Origin of the sequence: Arenicella xantha, from assembly GCF_003315245.1 — a bacterium.
Taxonomy (GTDB): domain Bacteria; phylum Pseudomonadota; class Gammaproteobacteria; order Arenicellales; family Arenicellaceae; genus Arenicella; species Arenicella xantha.
On record NZ_QNRT01000002.1, the window covers coordinates 265641 to 282525 of the forward strand.

Consider the following 16885-nt stretch of genomic DNA (forward strand, 5'->3'; position numbering starts at 1 on the left):
AGTCCTCTATGTTCTTTCAGTAGTGAGTTAAATGTTCGATTCGCGTGCGCTAAGCCGCGAGAGTTTAGCAGATAAGGCCTCGTTAGGTTCAAACTCTAAACCTTCGAGCAATTCATCCGCCAAATCGGGGCGATTACAGACTAAGACCATATCGCATCCAGCGTAGATAGCGCGTTGAGCGCTCTCCACGATTGAACTACTGGCTATTGAGCGGTCATCCACCGCATCCCTAAACTTATCTTGCGAAGCGCCACCAGGCACTGCATCAATTGCTCCTTGCATCGTAAGGTCATCGCTAAAGATAACCCCTTCGAACGCCAGCTCTTGTCGCAATACCGTCTGCAACCAAAAGTCAGAATAAGTCGGAATCGAGTCATCGCAGGCACTGAATAGAACATGAGCAGTCATAACCCCGGCAATTTCATTAATAAGCTGCTGGTACGGGACCAAATCACGCTTTGTTATTTCCTGTATTGCTCTGGGGTCCGTGGGCAAACAATGATGCGAGTCGCCACTAACACCGCCATGGCCAGGAAAATGCTTTGCAATAGCGACCATACCCGCCGCATGCATGCCATCAATGTAGGCGCCTAAAAGCTCGGCGGCGACCATTGGATCCGCATGAAAACACCGATCACCAATCACATCGCTGGCTTGAGAGGTCACATCAAACACCGGCGCAAAACTAAAATCTACGCCAACATCGATAAGTTCACTTGCCATGGTAAACGCTGATTCAAATGCCTTTACCGGCGCAGACTGACAATCCTCTTGCCATAACTTGCCGAATTCATCGGCAGCTGGCAATCGGGTAAACTGGTCTTGAAAGCGTTGAACCCGACCGCCCTCTTGATCAACCGACACCAACAAGGCAGGATGACGCAGCGCCTTAATCTCCTTGATCAACGCCCTAACTTGATCTCGACTTTGGTAGTTTCTGGCAAATAATATCACCGCCCCAACGCTAGGATGTAGCAAGCGGTCACGTTCATGCTGCTCCAGCGTTAATCCTGCCACGTCGACCATCACTGGGCCAAGCGGTAAATGATGTTCAGAATAAGTCATAATATTTATTGTATAGATACCTTTGTGCCGATCTCAACTCGATCGAAGAGTCGCACAATATCGTTATTTCGCATCTTGATGCAACCATGTGAACTCGGCACGCCCATTGAGTGCGTGTCAGGTGCGCCGTGTATGTATATATAACGCCGCTGTGTATCAACTGACCCGCCGCGATTAAACCCTGATTGATTACCACATAACCACAGAATGCGTGTAAGTATCCAGTCACGCGTAGGGAACCGCTTAAGCAACGCGTCAGAACATATTTCACCAGTTGGTCGGCGCGCTATGAACACCGAATTCAACGGTTGTCCAGCACCAATTTTAGCGCGAATTCGATGCTCACCAAGCGGTGTGCACTCACTCCCCATCATTTGGCCCACGCCATTACTGGCGGTCGAGATCGATGCTCGATACACAGCATTACCGGCGTCACAGAAGCCCTCAAGGGTTTGCTCGCTGGTATCGACGATAATGTGCACTATGTTTTTAGGCATCGAGAATATGCTCTAGTAAAGCATCACAGCCTTTATCGACTAAATCGAACACCTGCTCGAAACCGGACTCGCCACCATAATACGGGTCTGGCACGACCAACTCGTCAATCAACCCCGCTTGGTTGGCATACGACAGAAATAATGCGACTTCAGCCTGGTGACCTTGTGGTGCGTAATAATTGACCAACTCTAGATTATCGTGGTCCATCGCCAGAATGTAATCATATTCATCATAATCGAGTATCGAGATTTTCTGGGCACGGATAAACTCCATATCAACGCCTCGTTGAGCAGCGGCCTGCCGAGACCGTGGGTCGGATTTTTCGCCGACATGATATGCATGAGTTCCGGCTGATTCAATATGGAAACGCTTTGCCAATCCTCGCTCCGTCACCTTCGCCTGCATTACACCGTGGGCAGTCGGCGATCGACAGATGTTCCCCATACACACAAACAAAATTTTAGTCATAGCCATATTGTCTTTACCTGCGCGCCTGCATTAAGTAGTTAATAAAATTATACGGCGGAATGAACGGACTCTTATTACATGCTCAAGTGCGCAAGTTAACGGGCAAAGAGCTTTCGAGCATTTTCTAAGTCTTCTGGAGTATCGACGCCAACGCCGGTCTCATAATCGACCGTTTCGACCACAATTTTGTAGCCGTTGTCTAATACTCGCAACTGTTCTAAAGACTCGGTCAGCTCCATATTACTGGGTAACAGATTGTGGTAACTGCGCAAGAAACCCGCCCGATACGAGTAAATGCCGATATGGTGCCAAGCACTAGCCTGCCTGTCATTACGCGCATAGGGAATCGGCGCTCTAGAAAAATAGAGCGCGTCGCCGTTTTGCGCAAATACCACTTTCACCACGTTGGGGTTTATGATTTCCTGCTCGTCCACTAATGGCTTTGCAGCCGTAGCCATTGCCGCTGTAGAGGATTGACTCAACGCATTAGCAACTTGATTGATAAGTTGACTAGGCACGAACGGCTCATCACCTTGAACATTAACAATAATGTCTTGATCCGAAAAGTCTAGAGTCTGAACCACTTCCGCCAATCGGTCGCTACCACTTAAATGATCTGCACGAGTCATGCAGACTTCACAGTCAATCGCTTCAAGAGCATTAGCGATTCGCTCGTCGTCAGTCGCTACCACGACACGTGTGGCCTCTGACTCATTAGCACGATCAACGACATGCTCAATCATTGGCTTACCGCCGATATCGGCCAGCGCTTTGCCGGGCAATCGAGTCGATGCGTATCGGGCCGGAATTACTACAGTAAAAGACATACAAGCTTCGCCCTAGTCCACTTCGAGTTCACGTGCTTCATCTTCCAACAGAATGAGAATGCCATCTCTGATTGGATAAGCCAACTTCGCTGATTTAGAAATCAACTCATTCTTTTCAGCGTCAAATTCAAGTGACCCTTTGGTGATCGGGCAACACAGAATTTCCAATATTTTTTGATCCATAATCTAGCTCACTACCTTGGTTAATAACGCGATTACTTGTTCATCGAAACCTGTTGATAGTTTAGCACTTACTGGCAAATACCAGTGTCGTGCGTCAGCAAATTCTTGGCATTTCACCGCATCTTTTTCGGTCATTAGAACAATTCGATCACCAAAATCAATGTCACTTTTGGAAAACTGATGATGATCTGGAAACGGTTTGGATTCGAACGTAAACCCATATTCTCGACAAGTATTAAAAAAGCGATCTGGGTTGCCAATGCCGGCTACCGCGACAAACGGCTGACTCGCGTTAAACTCCGCTCCCTCTGCGCTAGTGGCGGTCACAAGGGGCGATGGCGACGTCGCCTCGAGCTGCATCGTAATCCCCTGCTCTTCACTGCCACCATGGTGCACCACAATGTCACAAGACGACGCACGCATGAGCGGTTCCCGAAAAGGCCCAGCGGGTAATAAATGTTCATTTAGCATCGGCGATGTCTGATCCAGCAAACATATTTCAATATCGCGCTGTAAAGCAAAGTGCTGCAAACCATCGTCGCTAATAACGACATTAATGTCGTGGTTATCCAGTAAACACTCAATGGCGGCTTTACGATTGGAATCGATGCATAAAGGTACGCCGGTTCGACGCACAATCAACGCCGGCTCATCGCCCGCTTGCTGAACTGGAGTCTGTGGCGATACCAGCAAGGGTCCGGCATGTGCTTGACTGTGGTAACCACGGCTGATTACCCCAGGTTTAAACCCCTGAGCAGTCAATAGTTCAACCAAGTAAATCACCAGCGGCGTCTTACCCGTGCCCCCAACGGACACATTTCCCACCACAATCACCGGCACTGGCGCACGGTACACAGACTTCAGTCCACATTGATACAAGCATCGATTGGCGGCAAAAAGTACTCGGTAGAGCACGGACAACGGCCATAGTAGAACAGTCACATAATTAGGCTTATGCCAGCTCTTTAATAAACTATTGCGGATGCTCATAACACGCTATGACAGAGCTAGCGATTCCAGAAAAAGAAGCCTTTTTTGCCCGGGTTTTTCGACTGAGCGCGATGCAAATCGGCATAAACACCGCCTTGGCGTAATAACTTTTTATGCGGTCCCTGCTCAACAATCCGACCATGATCCAACACCACGATATTGTCAGCGCTTTCTATCGTGGATAACCGATGTGCGATCACCAAAGAGGTTCGCCCCTTCATTAAGGCTTCAAGCGCATCTTGAACATACCGTTCTGACTTATTATCCAACGCTGAGGTAGCCTCATCAAGAATAAGGATCGGTGAATCTTTATAGATCGCGCGCGCAATTGCAATTCGTTGACGTTGGCCACCAGATAACCGCAGGCCATGTTCACCAACAACGGTTTCGAGTCCAAGCGGCAACTCATGCAAAAATTCATCGACATGCGCGGCTTTTATTGCAGCATTCAACCGAGCTTCATCATAGGTATCGAGCATGCCGTACATAATATTTCGGCCAATAGTGTCGTCGAATAGCGAGGTTTCTTGACTCACAAGACTGACTTGATCACGTAGATCGCCCAATACCAGATCATTCAAATCATGGCCGTCCAACCTAATCACGCCAGACTGAGGCCGATAAAACCGTAATATCAATGACGTAATGGTCGACTTGCCACTACCGCTCGGCCCGACCAATGCAACTCGCTCACCTGGCTTTATTTCAAAATCGATGTTCTGCAAAACTGGCTGATCATCATCCTGCGCATAACAAAAAGAAACATCGTCAAACCGTAAATGCCCTTGAGTCTCTGAATAATCAACCGTGCCGGTATTTTGTTCTGGCTCGGCATCAATAACACTAAACACACTATTAGCTGCCGTGACGCCAATCTGGATCTTTTCGTTCACCTTAGCGAGTCGCTTTAACGGACTCATCAACATTAAACAGGCCATGATATACGACACAAACGCCGCGGCAGACTCCGGACCTTCTCTGAGATAATTTAAGAAAATATACAGGATCAATGCCAAGATTGGCCCAACCAACAATAAAGTCGAGGGCACTATGCCAGCCGATACTTTGGCGCGTTTCAGGTTCTGCTGTAAATTAAATCGATTCGCATTGGTGAAATTTTCAAACTCCTGCTCTTGCCCACCATAGACTTTGATCACTTTATGGCCAATAGACGCCTCTTTCACGGTATCGGCGATGCCGCCCATCGAGTCTTGAATTTCCTTACTGGTGCGTCGAAAGCGCTTATTAGCGTAACGAATAATGCCAATAAGAAACGGAATTGTGAGTAAGAAAATCAGCGTCAATCGCCAATCTTTATAAAACAGCCAGCTCACTAAACCAATGGTGACTACCGAGTCTTTGAATAAAATCGATAAGGTGTCAGTGGTTGCAACAGCGGTAGTCTCTACATCGTAGATTAGCTTTGAGACGTTCTTAGCCGATGAATTTTGATCAAAGTAACGCGTTGGCAATCGTAATAAATTATAGAAAATATCTTGCCGAATTTCGTAAATCACCAAACGGCCGACTTTCGCCATTGTATAGTTGGCGATAAACCCAAAAATCGCGCGAGCGAACACCACGACCATCAGCATAATACCCGACCACTTAACAAACCATTGGTCGCCAGTTAAAAAGCCATTTTTCAAAACTTTTTCAATAAAAGCCGCGACCGAGGCCTCAATAAGGCCGGTCAGCACCATGAACCCAACGGCCAGCGCCAACAAATGCCCGTGCCTAAATAGGTAACGAAGTAGCCGTAAAAATACAGCACGAACATCGAACGCACTGGCGTCACGCTTGTCGGTAGCTATCGATGTATTGGTTTCTATCATAGTGTCAGCCGAGCATTATTCGGTGAACTGCTTGGTTGCGAAGGTAAGATTAGTTAATCCCAACTCCTGTGCCACATCCATAACCTTAATAACAGATTCGTGCGGCGCTTTACGGTCGGCGCGAATAATCAATAATAAGTTAGGTTGCGATTGAAATTCACTCAGAGCTCGCTTGAGCGTATCTCTATTTGAATTCAGCAATGGTTGTGAGGCGCCATCGGAGCCCACCACAATAGCGTACTCCGATTCCGCACCAATTTGCACTTCAACGCTAGCTGGTGCTTGCACCGTTTGCTCACCGGACGACTGAGGAAGGTTAATCTTCAGTGAGGTTTCTTTGGTAAACGTTGTTGAGATCATGAAAAATATCAGCAGCAAAAACACCACATCAATCAGTGGCGTTAGCTCAATATTGGTTTCATCTTGATCTTGATTTGAGCCGAAATTCATTATGCTTTCTGCGTATCAAGTAGTGCCAGCGCGTTTTCTTCAAGCAAAACGGCTAATTCGTTAATGCGGCCACGAAAGTGCCGGTAGAACATCAAGCACGGAATACCAACAGATAAACCAGCGGCAGTGGTAATCAATGCTTCGGAGATGCCTCCCGATAAAACCGTTGGGTCACCGACGCCACTGGCCGTGATCGCCGTAAACACTTTAATCATGCCGATTACAGTCCCGAGCAAGCCGATTAATGGCGTTATCGAGGCAATCGTACCGAGTGTATTCAAGTAGCGCCCCAATCGATGCACTACTTGCTTACCCGCCTCTTCTAGGCCTTCGCGCATAGAGTCTGCACCATACGGTAAGTTATCTAAGCCGCTAGCAAAGACAGCGCCCAATGGAGAGTGCTGACGTATTACATCAATTTTTTCTTTTGTTACGCGTCCGGTTCGAACTAAATCGAGAACTTGTTGACGTAGACTGGCCGGTGCAACTTGCTTTTTACGCAGCGTCAGAAGGCGCTCAAATACAATCGTAAGCGCTACCAGCGAGCAAATAAGAATGATCCACATGAGCGGACCGCCCGCTTTAAACAATTCAAACATTGGGTTACCCGTCGCTATTTTAAAGGCTGGATTTATGATTATTGTCGGCGAGCATCCAGCATCACATGGTGCGCGGGGAGGCTCGAACTCTTGTGCCGAAAGTCTACCAAACTATCTGGCTCTATTGGATACTTTTTGGTAATGCCAGAATCGTTGCGCCAACTGGCGATAACTGCTAACTCGCCAATCGTCATTATCAATTTCTAGCAATATTGAACCACTCTCGATTGTAGACATTACCGACACTTGTCGCTCGTAGTACCGCTCTAAGACCGTGGCATGTGGATGCCCATAGTGATTCAAGTAACCGGCCGCGACCAAGGCGAGTTGGGGGTCGACAGCATCGACAAACTCGCGAGTTGATGAAGTTTTGCTGCCCTGATGCGGCACCAACATAATGTCGGCCGATAGATCTGAATCAGGTTTACGGAAAAGGTAACGTTCAACCTGCTTCTCTATGTCACCAGTCAGCAACACGCGCACACCGGCATGTTCAAGCATCAACACACAAGAACGGTTATTGCTGCCTACGGGCGTGCCAGCATCAGGACTCAAAAAACGTAGCTGAGTAGCGCCCATTGACCAAGAATGACCAGCCTCACAGGGTTGCGACGCGGGAACCTTGTCCAGTCGACTAGTATAGGTACGGTGCACCGGAAATGCTTCCAGCAGGTCGCCTAGACCACCAATATGATCCATGTCAGCATGACTTATAATAAGCGTATCGATTGCGGTAATACCTCGATATCGTAAATACGGCAACAAAACTGCATCAGCGGTACTAAACCCCGAGGAGTATTTTGGCCCGACATCATAGACTAAGACTTGATCGTCACTCTCGACCACCAACGCCAAACCCTGCCCCACATCAAGTAATACCACTCGCAGTTTATTAGACTCGCCGAATGACGGGTTGAATATAATGGCAAGCACTAATGCCGCGGCCAGCCATGGTGCGCACCATGACCTTAAATAGGACGCGCCGATCAACAAGCCGACTAGGAGCCAATGCCAAATAGCCAATGGTGGTGTGAAGGCGCGCGCAAGAGCCAAACTCGCAACCCATTCCAACCCCTGGTAAATCTGTTGATACACGATCGCCAGAACACCTAAGGACCATGCCGCAAGCGATTCAGCACCGATAGAAAGCAGACAGATTGCGATCAAGGTCAATGGAATCAATACAACACAGAAAACCGGCACCAACACTAAGTTCACCATCGGTGACACCAAGGAAACTTGCCCGAAGAACAGGCTCGTTATCGGCATCATTCCGATCCACAATTTAGGCTGCAACCAAATTAGCGACACGTTCGCATGAGGCTGCGTCGAAATAGCAATTACCCATACAGCACCGCAAGACAACCAAAACCCTGTATCGAGCACTGAAAAAGGATCTAGCAACATCAATACTGCAATCGCCCGCAACAGAACCTGCGTCAAACTAAGACGTCGCACTAACAGTCGACACAAAACATAAACCAACAACATTATGAGGGCTCGCTGAGTAGACACCGCAAACCCCGCCAACGCCGAATACATAATCGCAGCAGCCATCGCCGGCCACATCACCAAGGACTGCCGAGGCACTCGAATAAACACGCGCGCGAATGGCCACAATACCCATGCAAAGAGCTGACTAGTAAACATAAATACGAGGCCAACATGCAGACCTGAAATCGCCATCAAATGCGCAACGCCTGAGGTCTGAAGAGTCTGACGCTGTGTTGCTGAAAAGCTCGATTTGTCGCCTAACGCAAGGGCAAGAATCATACTGCGTCCAACGCCGGGTTCTATATGCGCCTCGAGCTGCTCTCTAAGCCGCTCTCGCCAACCGTTTACCGAGCGCCCCAAAGTGCCGAGAAGCTGAGCTTCGGAGGATTCTCGAACATACCCCCGCGCAACCAATTGATGCCTAAACTGGTATTTTTGATAATCGAAAGCGCCCCAACTTGCGTAACCATACGGTCGTTTTAAACGCACCGTGAATTGCCATCGCTGGTCTGCTTTTATGGTTTTCGGACAGCGATAACAACTTAGTTGTATTTTACGACCGATTAACTGGCTTAACGGCAAACTCGACGCAATACGATTAATCTTTAGCTCGAATTTGATATCAGCCCCACGCTGCTGAGGTAAACCAACGACCTCGCCAATCACTACAAAATCGACGTTTTGATATTCTCGCGGCAACATCGCTTCGCCATGATCTGAAAAATGCATGACCGCCCAAAAGAATCCAAGCGACAAGCTGAGCAATGGTCGAATAAACCAAAACCGAACACTCAACAACAACGGCACAAGAAGCAAAACCCCAACAAATCGCCAATCGAGTAGCGGTAGTTGACGCAAAGCGAGTGTGGTGGACACGCCCAGAAAGAAAAGCACCAAGAAGCATGGTGCACTCAGCACGCCCTGTTTAAAGCGAAAAGAAGCCGTCGGCCGAAACTGGCGCGCAAATAACAACATATTGCTGTGCGCCTGCCGACGCAGATATTGGAAACTGATCAAAACAACTCCTTTGCTTTGAATGTGGCCTAGTTAGATAGGCGCTAAAATAAATATCGAACAGAAAATCTAAAAACTAACTGACGCAAGGCATGATTAATCGCGCCTTGGGAACTGCATTAAGTGTGTAGATCGCCAAGTCCTTAGCGCTATCTACAAGACTAATTCAATAACAATGCCTTTCGACCTAGCATCACAAAAACCAATGACGCAGCGTGTTCTCCGACGAGCTTACTACAGGGTACCTCAGCGTCCGTTATTGTGCTCGTTCCTAGACCTAGCTTTTGTTGCCAATAGCGATAGTCAGCACTATGCCAACACCACTTCAGCAACATGAACCAAAAAACTCGGTCACATCGATTACATAACACTAAGGTATAGTAACACTCTGACGCGTAAAGGCCTATAATGCAACGGCCGTTCCCGCTATGTTGTTGAGCATCACACTGCTGTGAAAATATTTACCTATCTCCGAAAGTATCTACCTACCGTTAAAGATATCCAACAATACCGATATCTACATATATTCGGCGACTCACTTAAACAACAAGAACTTTGGAGTTTCAACCGACAAAGCACCGCCAAAGGTGTGGCGATTGGTCTATTCTGCGCTTTCCTTCCGATGCCGTTTGAAATGGTTCCTGCCATTTTTCTCGCAGCGCTAATGCGCGGCAACTTACCGTTTGCCGTCGCCGGCATCTGGATTTCAAACCCGCTAACATGGATACCGCTTTATACGCCCTGCTATTTACTTGGAGCAATGATTATTGGTGTTGAGCCGGTGGCGCTACATCAAATAACCATATTTCAGCTGGGTTGGCACTATGTTGCGCTCTGGCTAGGATGCTTGATTGTGGGGATTGTTATAAGCGTAAGCGTGCATTTTATTATAAGCGCCGCATGGCGATCTCAAGTACGACAGCGCTGGAAGCGACGCAAACAAATTCGCCTAACCCGCGGCAAAACAGATACACCTGCCAAGTAATTGATAGCATACTGAATTATTCCGAATGCAGAACAAGTGCTTATAAATACCGCCGAAAGCAACGGCTAGCGGTTGTAACTTAGCAATTTAGCATAACTAAGCCAACCAGCTTGCCCTAAGCCGATGTTAGGGTTCCGCGCTCTAGATGTAGCACTGTATCCATTTTATTCGCTAAGCGCGTATCATGGGTAACCATGACCAGCGCTGTTCCGATACGCGAATTCAATTCCATCATCATATCGAACACGCCTTGCGCGGTTTTCTCGTCCAAATTTCCGGTCGGCTCATCCGCCAGCACGATCGCCGGTTCAGTTACCAATGCACGAGCAATAGCAGCACGCTGACGTTCTCCACCAGAAAGCTCAACCGGTCGATGCTCCAAGCGATGAGACAATCCGATCTCATTTAATATTTTAGCAGCCTTTGCTTTGGCAACCGCCGTGTCAGTACCGCGGATCAACAACGGCATAGCCACATTTTCGAGCGCGGTGAATTCTGGCAATAAATGGTGAAATTGATACACAAAACCTAGGAATTCATTACGCACTAAACCACGCTTCTTATCAGACAGCCCTGACATTTCCTGACCGTTAACCCACACCGACCCAGTAGTCGGTAAGTCCAGACCACCAAGCAAATGCAGTAACGTGCTCTTGCCCGATCCTGACTGCCCTACGATAGCAATTCGCTCGCCTGGCTCAATATGCAAATTGACCGACCGTAGCACCTCGACATCATTTGGCCCTTCGGTATAAGTCATACCTAATTGCTGACAATGTAATATCGCTGTATGGCTCATACTCACGCTCTCACTATTCATAACGAAGTGCTTCTGCCGGTTGCGTACGAGACGCCTTCCATGCCGGCGGCAGGGTCGCCACCATACTAATAATGATCGACCCGATCACCGTTAAAGACACATCGGCGAAACGTAATTCAGCCGGAAAATCAGTGACCATATAGACACTCGATGGCAACAATTCGTAGCCGATCAGACTCTCAATAAATACTATGATCTCTGCTAAATTTAGCGAGGTCGCGATACCAGCAGCAGCACCAATCAGGGTTCCGACTACGCCGGTAGTAACGCCTTGCACAAAGAAAATGCCCATAACTCTGGAAGGAGACAGGCCCAACGTTCGCAAGATCGCAATATCTGCACGCTTCTCAGTAACCACCATGATTAAGGTCGATACAATATTGAACGCGGCGATAATAATAATCATAAATAAGGTGATAAACACCATCCGCCGTTCGACATTCAGCGCCCGAAAAAAGCTTTCATGCTGAGTCGTCCAATTGTCGACGTGATACTTATAATTGAGTTCGGTAGCAAGTAACACCGAGGCTTCACGAGCTAAATATGGATCATCCAAGGTCAGTCGAATACCGCTCACTTGCTTGTTAGCCTTATATAAACGAGCCGCGTCGTTCATATGAATATACGCCAGTGCACTGTCGAATTCGTCAGGGCCAAAATCACCAAACACGCCGACTACATCGAAGCGTCGTTGACGAGGCATCAATCCAGCAGGAGTCGATTGGCCTTGAGGGGAAATAAAAGTAACCTTATCGCCCACACTAGCACCGATTTTGTAAGCTAAACCCTCACCTAGCACTACACCGTATTTACCGGATTTAAGCGCAGCAAAGCTACCCTCTTGCATATGCTCAGCAATTGCCGACACCTTAGATTCTTCTTCAGGAACAACACCTTTCACCAGCGCACCAGTCACTGAGCCATTCAACGTAACTAAGCCCTGCGCGTAAATATAAGGTGCGTAACCTTTAACACCTTGCACCTTATCAAGCGCAGGCGTTAAGCCTTGCCAATCACTCAACCAACCACCTTGCCCGGTCACTGTTACGTGGGGCGCGACATCCAAGACGCGACCGCGCAACTCCTTGCCAAAACCATTCATTATTGACATCACGGAAATCAATACCCAAACACCAAGCGCAACGCCGAGTATCGAAATCACTGAAATAAATGAAATGAATCCATTGCGCCGTTTGGCACGCGAATAACGCGCGCCAATCATTAGCGGTATATTAGTCTTGGCCATGCGCCGCTCTAGTCTGCTTCAGGACGCATATGCGGAAACAACAACACATCTCGTATCGACGGCGTGTCAGTGAACAGCATCACTAAGCGGTCAATACCAATGCCCTCGCCTGCGGTTGGCGGCATTCCATACTCCAATGCTCGGATGTAGTCGGCATCGTAATGCATGGCTTCATCATCACCGGCATCTTTCTCAGACACTTGGTGTTGAAAACGCTCAGCTTGATCTTCAGGGTCGTTTAACTCTGAAAAGCCGTTTGCGATCTCACGACCGGCAATAAATAATTCAAACCTATCGGTCACGAACTCATCGTCGTCATTACGTCTGGATAGCGGTGATACCTCTACCGGATATGCAGTAATGAAAGTCGGTTCAATTAATTGCTCTTCAACCGTTTTCTCGAATATCTCGATTTGAACTTTGCCTAAACCATAAGAGTCCTTGATATGTACTTTCAACGTTTTAGCGTAGGCCACCAGAGCGTCACGATCGAGCAAATCAGCTGCCGACAGACTTGGATTAAAATGTAAAATCGAATCTGCCACACTAAGACGTTGAAACGGCTTGGTAAAGTCGATCTCCACACCTTGATAATTGATTACGCCACCGTCGGTGACCTGACTTGCGATCCCTTTGAACATCTCCTCGGTGATATCCATCAGGTCAGTATAGTCGGCATACGCTAGGTAGAATTCCAGCATAGTGAATTCTGGATTATGGCGAGTACTTAAACCTTCGTTACGAAAATTCCGATTAATTTCAAATACGCGCTCAAAACCACCGACAACCAAACGTTTGAGATAAAGCTCAGGTGCAATTCGCAAGAATAACTTCATGTCCAATGCATTGTGGTGAGTCACAAATGGTCGCGCCACCGCGCCGCCAGGAATAGACTGCATCATTGGAGTTTCAACTTCCATGAAATCTTTATCAATCATGAAGTTACGTATATAACTTATGATTTTAGATCTTGTCTTAAAAACATGGCGACTGTCAGCATTCATAATCAAGTCGACGTAGCGCTGGCGATAAGAGGTTTCTTTATCGGTTAAGCCATGAAATTTTTCAGGCAGCGGACGAAGTGACTTAACTAACAACTCGAGTCGATCGACTTTAACACTCAACTCACCATGATTGGTTTTAAACAACGTTCCTTCGGCACCGACAATATCGCCGATATCCCACTTTTTAAATTGCTCGTTGTACAAACCTTCTGGCAACGCATCCCTTGCCACATATAGCTGTAGGCGGTCAGTTCGATCTTGCACGTGAGCGAAACTCGCCTTACCCATAATGCGCCGACTCATCATTCGACCAGCGACCGAAACTTTGACGCCTTTGGCTTCTAATTGCTCCTTGTCGAGATCACCGTATTCCGCAAGCAATTCGCTCGCGAGATGTTTCGGCCGAAACGTGTTAGGAAAGGCCTGACCGTGTTCTCGCCATGCATCGAGCTTTTCTCGGCGCTGTTGGATCAATTCGTTTTCATCGACCTGCGGGGTATCTTGATTGTCTTGCTTGCTCACTGTATCTCGGCTTGGATTTTAATAACGTTAGTGTTGCTATAGATAGCGCTATAGTCCCTGTTTAAGACTCGCTTCAATAAACTGATTGAGATCTCCGTCAAGTACCGCCTGGGTATTACCAGTTTCTACACTTGTACGTAAATCTTTAATTCTAGATTGGTCTAATACATAGGAGCGTATCTGTGAGCCCCAACCAATATCAGACTTTTCTTCTTCGACTGCTTGCTGCTCAGATTGACGCTTCTGCATCTCATGCTCGTACAACCTAGCCTTCAACATAGACATTGCAGAATCTTTATTGCGATGTTGTGATCTATCACTTTGGCACTGCACCACAATACCTGTCGGCTCATGTGTTATACGAACCGCAGAGTCGGTCTTATTGACATGCTGCCCACCGGCACCACTGGCCCGATAAGTATCAATACGAAGATCTGCTGGATTAATTTCCACGTCAACATTGTCATCGATTTCAGGGTAGGCAAAGAGTGATGCAAACGATGTATGACGACGACTTCCCGAATCAAATGGGGATTTCCGAACTAATCGATGTACACCAGTCTCGGTTCTCAAAAAGCCAAATGCATAGTCACCAGCAACCTTAACTGTGGCACTTTTTATACCGGCGACCTCGCCTTCAGACAACTCAATTATTTCGGTTTTAAAACCTTGTGACTCGGCCCAACGTAGATACATGCGCAGCAACATATTAGCCCAATCTTGAGCCTCGGTACCGCCTGAACCAGATTGAATATCAATAAAGGCATTATTGGCATCCATTGGGCCAGAGAACATTCGTTGAAACTCTAACACGGCAAGCTCTGTCTCAATGTCGGTGAGATCGTTACGAACCTCATCAGCCAACGACTGATCGCTCTCTTCGGCCGCTAACTCGAGCATTTCAATGCCATCAGCAACGCCATTTTTAACACGATCCAACGTCGCGACAATTTTTTCGAGAGAGACTCTTTCCTGCCCTAACTTCTGCGCAAACGTCGGATCATCCCAAATACTTGGGTCTTCCATCTGCCGCAATATTTCCTCTAAACGCTCCGCCTTTGAATCGTAGTCAAAGGTACCCCCTGAGCAAGTTTCCTCGCTCTTCGAGGTCTTTACCTAGTTCGAAGATGGGGTTCAATTCCATAGTAATATGCTTTCTAGAGCTAAAGTGACAAGATCTGGCCGAACTGCTTAAGGCAATCGCCATAATTGGTTCGAAAGATACCTCATTGAGCTTCAATTTAGTACTAAAAAATCAGCAACAATCAGGCTATATGCGAACTAGATCAAAGTTAATTGGCAACACAATTGCCGTTACGAGTCAGCGTGCGCTCACCACTCTGTCGAGACCACCAATTGCCGCGCTAGCAAAGCAGACCAAGCGGAGGCAAGAACTACCTCCGCTTAAATTTCATACAAGAATGCTTTTCAAATACTGAAGAGTTAACAGATCAACGAAACTAAATAGCTTCTTGCCCGATTTCACCGGTTCTGATTCGAATTACATTCTCCAAATCTGTAACGAATATCTTGCCATCGCCGACTTTGTTGCCTTTAGCTGACTCAACTATCGCGTCAACTACCTTATCCAACACATCATCAGCGATTGCTACTTCAATTTTAGTTTTTGGAATAAAGTCGATAGCGTACTCGGCGCCTCGATAAATTTCGGTGTGGCCTTTTTGACGCCCAAAGCCTTTGACCTCAGATACCGTCATGCCCATGACACCGATTGCGGACAATGCATCCTTAACATCATCCAATTTGAACGGACGAATAATTGCCGTTACTAATTTCATGCCTAACTCCTACGCAAGGAAAGTGGTTGACCGATTTGCCAAATACTAATAAATCGGCCTTAAAAAAGATAGCGCTATAACGACCTAATTAGCGTTACTACAACGCTAACCTGGTTCTCGCAGCCTGATACTCTGCATGCAATTGAGACACTCGATCTGCAACAGATTGCACTTCATCGATCGCGCCAATGCCCTGCCCGCAACCCCATATATCTTTCCACGCTTTGGCATCGCTCTGCTCATCAGTTAGCTTTTGCATTGCGCTGATATCACCTTTTGGCAGATTGTTTGGGTCCATACCGGCAGCAGCAATACTCGGTTTCAAATAGTTACCGGCCACGCCCGTAAAGTAATCCGAGTAAACAATATCGTCGGCATCGCCATCTACGATCATCTGTTTATACTCTTTCGCCGCATTTGCCTCCGCGGTGGCGATAAAAGCCGAGCCAATATATCCGAAATCAGCGCCCATAGCCTGCGCCGCCAAAATAGAGTCACCGGTTGCAATGCAGCCAGATAACGCGAGCGGCCCATCAAACCATTCACGGGTCTCCTGCACGAGCGCAAATGGACTTTGTGTACCAGCGTGGCCACCAGCACCAGAAGCCACCGCAATCAAACCATCAGCGCCTTTGGCGATTGCCTTACGCGCGAAACGTTGATTAATCACATCGTGAAAAACAATACCACCGTAGGAATGCGCGGCCTCATTTACCGCCTCATTAGCGCCTAGCGAAGTGATGATAATTGGCACTTTGTATTTTACACACAAAGCCATATCCTCTTCTAATCGGGCATTACTTTTAAACACAATTTGGTTAACCGCAAACGGGGCTGCTGGCTTGTCTGGATTCGCCTGATTGTAACGGTCCAACTCTTCAGTAATTTCAATCAACCATTTTTCGAACTCGCCCTCACCGCGCGCGTTCAAGGCCGGAAACGACCCAACAATTCCAGCCTTGCACTGAGCAAGCACCATTTCCTTGCCTGAAACAATAAACATTGGTGCCGCAATGGCAGGAACGGTTAGATTTTCTAGAATTTTTGGGACTGCCATATTGTTCTCTCACTTGAATTAGTTTTATT

Annotated in this window: 17 protein-coding genes; 1 reads left to right on the forward strand and 16 read right to left on the reverse strand. The window is 47.4% G+C overall.

Annotation, left to right across the window (positions count from 1 at the left end):
- Positions 1 to 27 precede the first annotated feature (27 nt).
- The 10 genes from nagZ to DFR28_RS07150 all read right to left on the reverse strand — a co-directional run bounded on the left by nagZ (position 28) and on the right by DFR28_RS07150 (position 9426).
- Positions 28 to 1065, reverse strand: coding sequence for a beta-N-acetylhexosaminidase (nagZ, locus tag DFR28_RS07105; RefSeq protein WP_113953644.1), 1038 nt, complete (start codon positions 1063 to 1065; stop codon positions 28 to 30).
- Between the two features lie 5 nt (positions 1066 to 1070).
- Positions 1071 to 1562: a L,D-transpeptidase gene (locus DFR28_RS07110; RefSeq protein WP_113953645.1), complete on the reverse strand. Its 492-nt coding sequence runs from the start codon at positions 1560 to 1562 to the stop codon at positions 1071 to 1073.
- Complete coding sequence (locus DFR28_RS07115; protein WP_113953646.1) at positions 1555 to 2037, reverse strand: low molecular weight protein-tyrosine-phosphatase; 483 nt, start codon at positions 2035 to 2037, stop codon at positions 1555 to 1557. Before DFR28_RS07115 ends, DFR28_RS07110 begins: the two co-directional genes overlap by 8 nt.
- Before the next feature lie 89 nt (positions 2038 to 2126).
- Complete coding sequence (gene kdsB, locus DFR28_RS07120; RefSeq protein WP_113953647.1) at positions 2127 to 2858, reverse strand: 3-deoxy-manno-octulosonate cytidylyltransferase; 732 nt, start codon at positions 2856 to 2858, stop codon at positions 2127 to 2129.
- Positions 2859 to 2870: 12 nt separating this feature from the next.
- Complete coding sequence (locus tag DFR28_RS07125; protein ID WP_113953648.1) at positions 2871 to 3041, reverse strand: Trm112 family protein; 171 nt, start codon at positions 3039 to 3041, stop codon at positions 2871 to 2873.
- Between the two features lie 3 nt (positions 3042 to 3044).
- The gene (lpxK, locus tag DFR28_RS07130; protein WP_245941740.1) at positions 3045 to 3983 is read right to left on the reverse strand and encodes a tetraacyldisaccharide 4'-kinase; all 939 of its coding nucleotides are present in this window, start codon (positions 3981 to 3983) and stop codon (positions 3045 to 3047) included.
- A 65-nt stretch (positions 3984 to 4048) separates the two neighbouring features.
- Positions 4049 to 5866: a lipid A export permease/ATP-binding protein MsbA gene (gene msbA / locus DFR28_RS07135; protein WP_113953650.1), complete on the reverse strand. Its 1818-nt coding sequence runs from the start codon at positions 5864 to 5866 to the stop codon at positions 4049 to 4051.
- 15 nt (positions 5867 to 5881) lie between these two features.
- Positions 5882 to 6316: an ExbD/TolR family protein gene (locus tag DFR28_RS07140; protein ID WP_113953651.1), complete on the reverse strand. Its 435-nt coding sequence runs from the start codon at positions 6314 to 6316 to the stop codon at positions 5882 to 5884.
- Complete coding sequence (locus DFR28_RS07145; protein WP_113953652.1) at positions 6316 to 6915, reverse strand: MotA/TolQ/ExbB proton channel family protein; 600 nt, start codon at positions 6913 to 6915, stop codon at positions 6316 to 6318. Before DFR28_RS07145 ends, DFR28_RS07140 begins: the two co-directional genes overlap by 1 nt.
- A 111-nt stretch (positions 6916 to 7026) precedes the next feature.
- Complete coding sequence (locus tag DFR28_RS07150; RefSeq protein ID WP_147250948.1) at positions 7027 to 9426, reverse strand: DNA internalization-related competence protein ComEC/Rec2; 2400 nt, start codon at positions 9424 to 9426, stop codon at positions 7027 to 7029.
- Positions 9427 to 9874: 448 nt separating this feature from the next.
- On the opposite strand from DFR28_RS07150, the gene DFR28_RS07155 reads away from it, so the two are divergent.
- Positions 9875 to 10408 carry a DUF2062 domain-containing protein gene (locus DFR28_RS07155; protein ID WP_113953654.1) on the forward strand — a complete coding sequence of 178 codons (534 nt, stop codon included), beginning with the start codon at positions 9875 to 9877 and terminating at the stop codon, positions 10406 to 10408.
- Between the two features lie 115 nt (positions 10409 to 10523).
- Here the strand turns inward: DFR28_RS07155 and lolD are convergent, their stop codons facing one another.
- The 6 genes from lolD to DFR28_RS07185 all read right to left on the reverse strand — a co-directional run bounded on the left by lolD (position 10524) and on the right by DFR28_RS07185 (position 16856).
- A complete protein-coding gene (lolD, locus tag DFR28_RS07160; RefSeq protein ID WP_113954530.1) occupies positions 10524 to 11207 on the reverse strand; it encodes a lipoprotein-releasing ABC transporter ATP-binding protein LolD in 684 nt (227 codons plus the stop codon).
- Positions 11208 to 11220: 13 nt separating this feature from the next.
- Positions 11221 to 12474 carry a lipoprotein-releasing ABC transporter permease subunit gene (locus DFR28_RS07165; protein ID WP_113953655.1) on the reverse strand — a complete coding sequence of 418 codons (1254 nt, stop codon included), beginning with the start codon at positions 12472 to 12474 and terminating at the stop codon, positions 11221 to 11223.
- Positions 12475 to 12482: 8 nt separating this feature from the next.
- A complete protein-coding gene (gene lysS, locus DFR28_RS07170; RefSeq protein ID WP_113953656.1) occupies positions 12483 to 14000 on the reverse strand; it encodes a lysine--tRNA ligase in 1518 nt (505 codons plus the stop codon).
- Positions 14001 to 14048: 48 nt separating this feature from the next.
- Positions 14049 to 15144 (reverse strand): peptide chain release factor 2 gene (gene prfB / locus DFR28_RS07175; protein ID WP_113953657.1). Its coding sequence is split into 2 segments (ribosomal slippage): positions 14049 to 15071 and positions 15073 to 15144, totalling 1095 coding nucleotides; the frame shifts between segments, so codons are not numbered across the junction.
- A gap of 316 nt (positions 15145 to 15460) precedes the next feature.
- Complete coding sequence (locus DFR28_RS07180) at positions 15461 to 15799, reverse strand: P-II family nitrogen regulator (RefSeq protein WP_113953658.1); 339 nt, start codon at positions 15797 to 15799, stop codon at positions 15461 to 15463.
- Between the two features lie 97 nt (positions 15800 to 15896).
- Positions 15897 to 16856, reverse strand: a complete 960-nt coding sequence (locus tag DFR28_RS07185; protein WP_113953659.1) for an NAD(P)H-dependent flavin oxidoreductase — start codon at positions 16854 to 16856, stop codon at positions 15897 to 15899.
- Between the last annotated feature and the right edge of the window lie 29 nt (positions 16857 to 16885).

Coding starts and splice junctions, on each gene's coding strand:
- nagZ (WP_113953644.1), bottom strand. CDS start 1,065: ATGACTTATTCTGAACATCATTTACCGCTTGGCCCAGTGATGGTCGAC.
- DFR28_RS07110 (WP_113953645.1), bottom strand. CDS start 1,562: ATGCCTAAAAACATAGTGCACATTATCGTCGATACCAGCGAGCAAACC.
- DFR28_RS07115 (WP_113953646.1), bottom strand. CDS start 2,037: ATGGCTATGACTAAAATTTTGTTTGTGTGTATGGGGAACATCTGTCGA.
- kdsB (WP_113953647.1), bottom strand. CDS start 2,858: ATGTCTTTTACTGTAGTAATTCCGGCCCGATACGCATCGACTCGATTG.
- DFR28_RS07125 (WP_113953648.1), bottom strand. CDS start 3,041: ATGGATCAAAAAATATTGGAAATTCTGTGTTGCCCGATCACCAAAGGG.
- msbA (WP_113953650.1), bottom strand. CDS start 5,866: ATGATAGAAACCAATACATCGATAGCTACCGACAAGCGTGACGCCAGT.
- DFR28_RS07140 (WP_113953651.1), bottom strand. CDS start 6,316: ATGAATTTCGGCTCAAATCAAGATCAAGATGAAACCAATATTGAGCTA.
- DFR28_RS07145 (WP_113953652.1), bottom strand. CDS start 6,915: ATGTTTGAATTGTTTAAAGCGGGCGGTCCGCTCATGTGGATCATTCTT.
- lolD (WP_113954530.1), bottom strand. CDS start 11,207: ATGAGCCATACAGCGATATTACATTGTCAGCAATTAGGTATGACTTAT.
- DFR28_RS07165 (WP_113953655.1), bottom strand. CDS start 12,474: ATGGCCAAGACTAATATACCGCTAATGATTGGCGCGCGTTATTCGCGT.
- DFR28_RS07180 (WP_113953658.1), bottom strand. CDS start 15,799: ATGAAATTAGTAACGGCAATTATTCGTCCGTTCAAATTGGATGATGTT.
- DFR28_RS07185 (WP_113953659.1), bottom strand. CDS start 16,856: ATGGCAGTCCCAAAAATTCTAGAAAATCTAACCGTTCCTGCCATTGCG.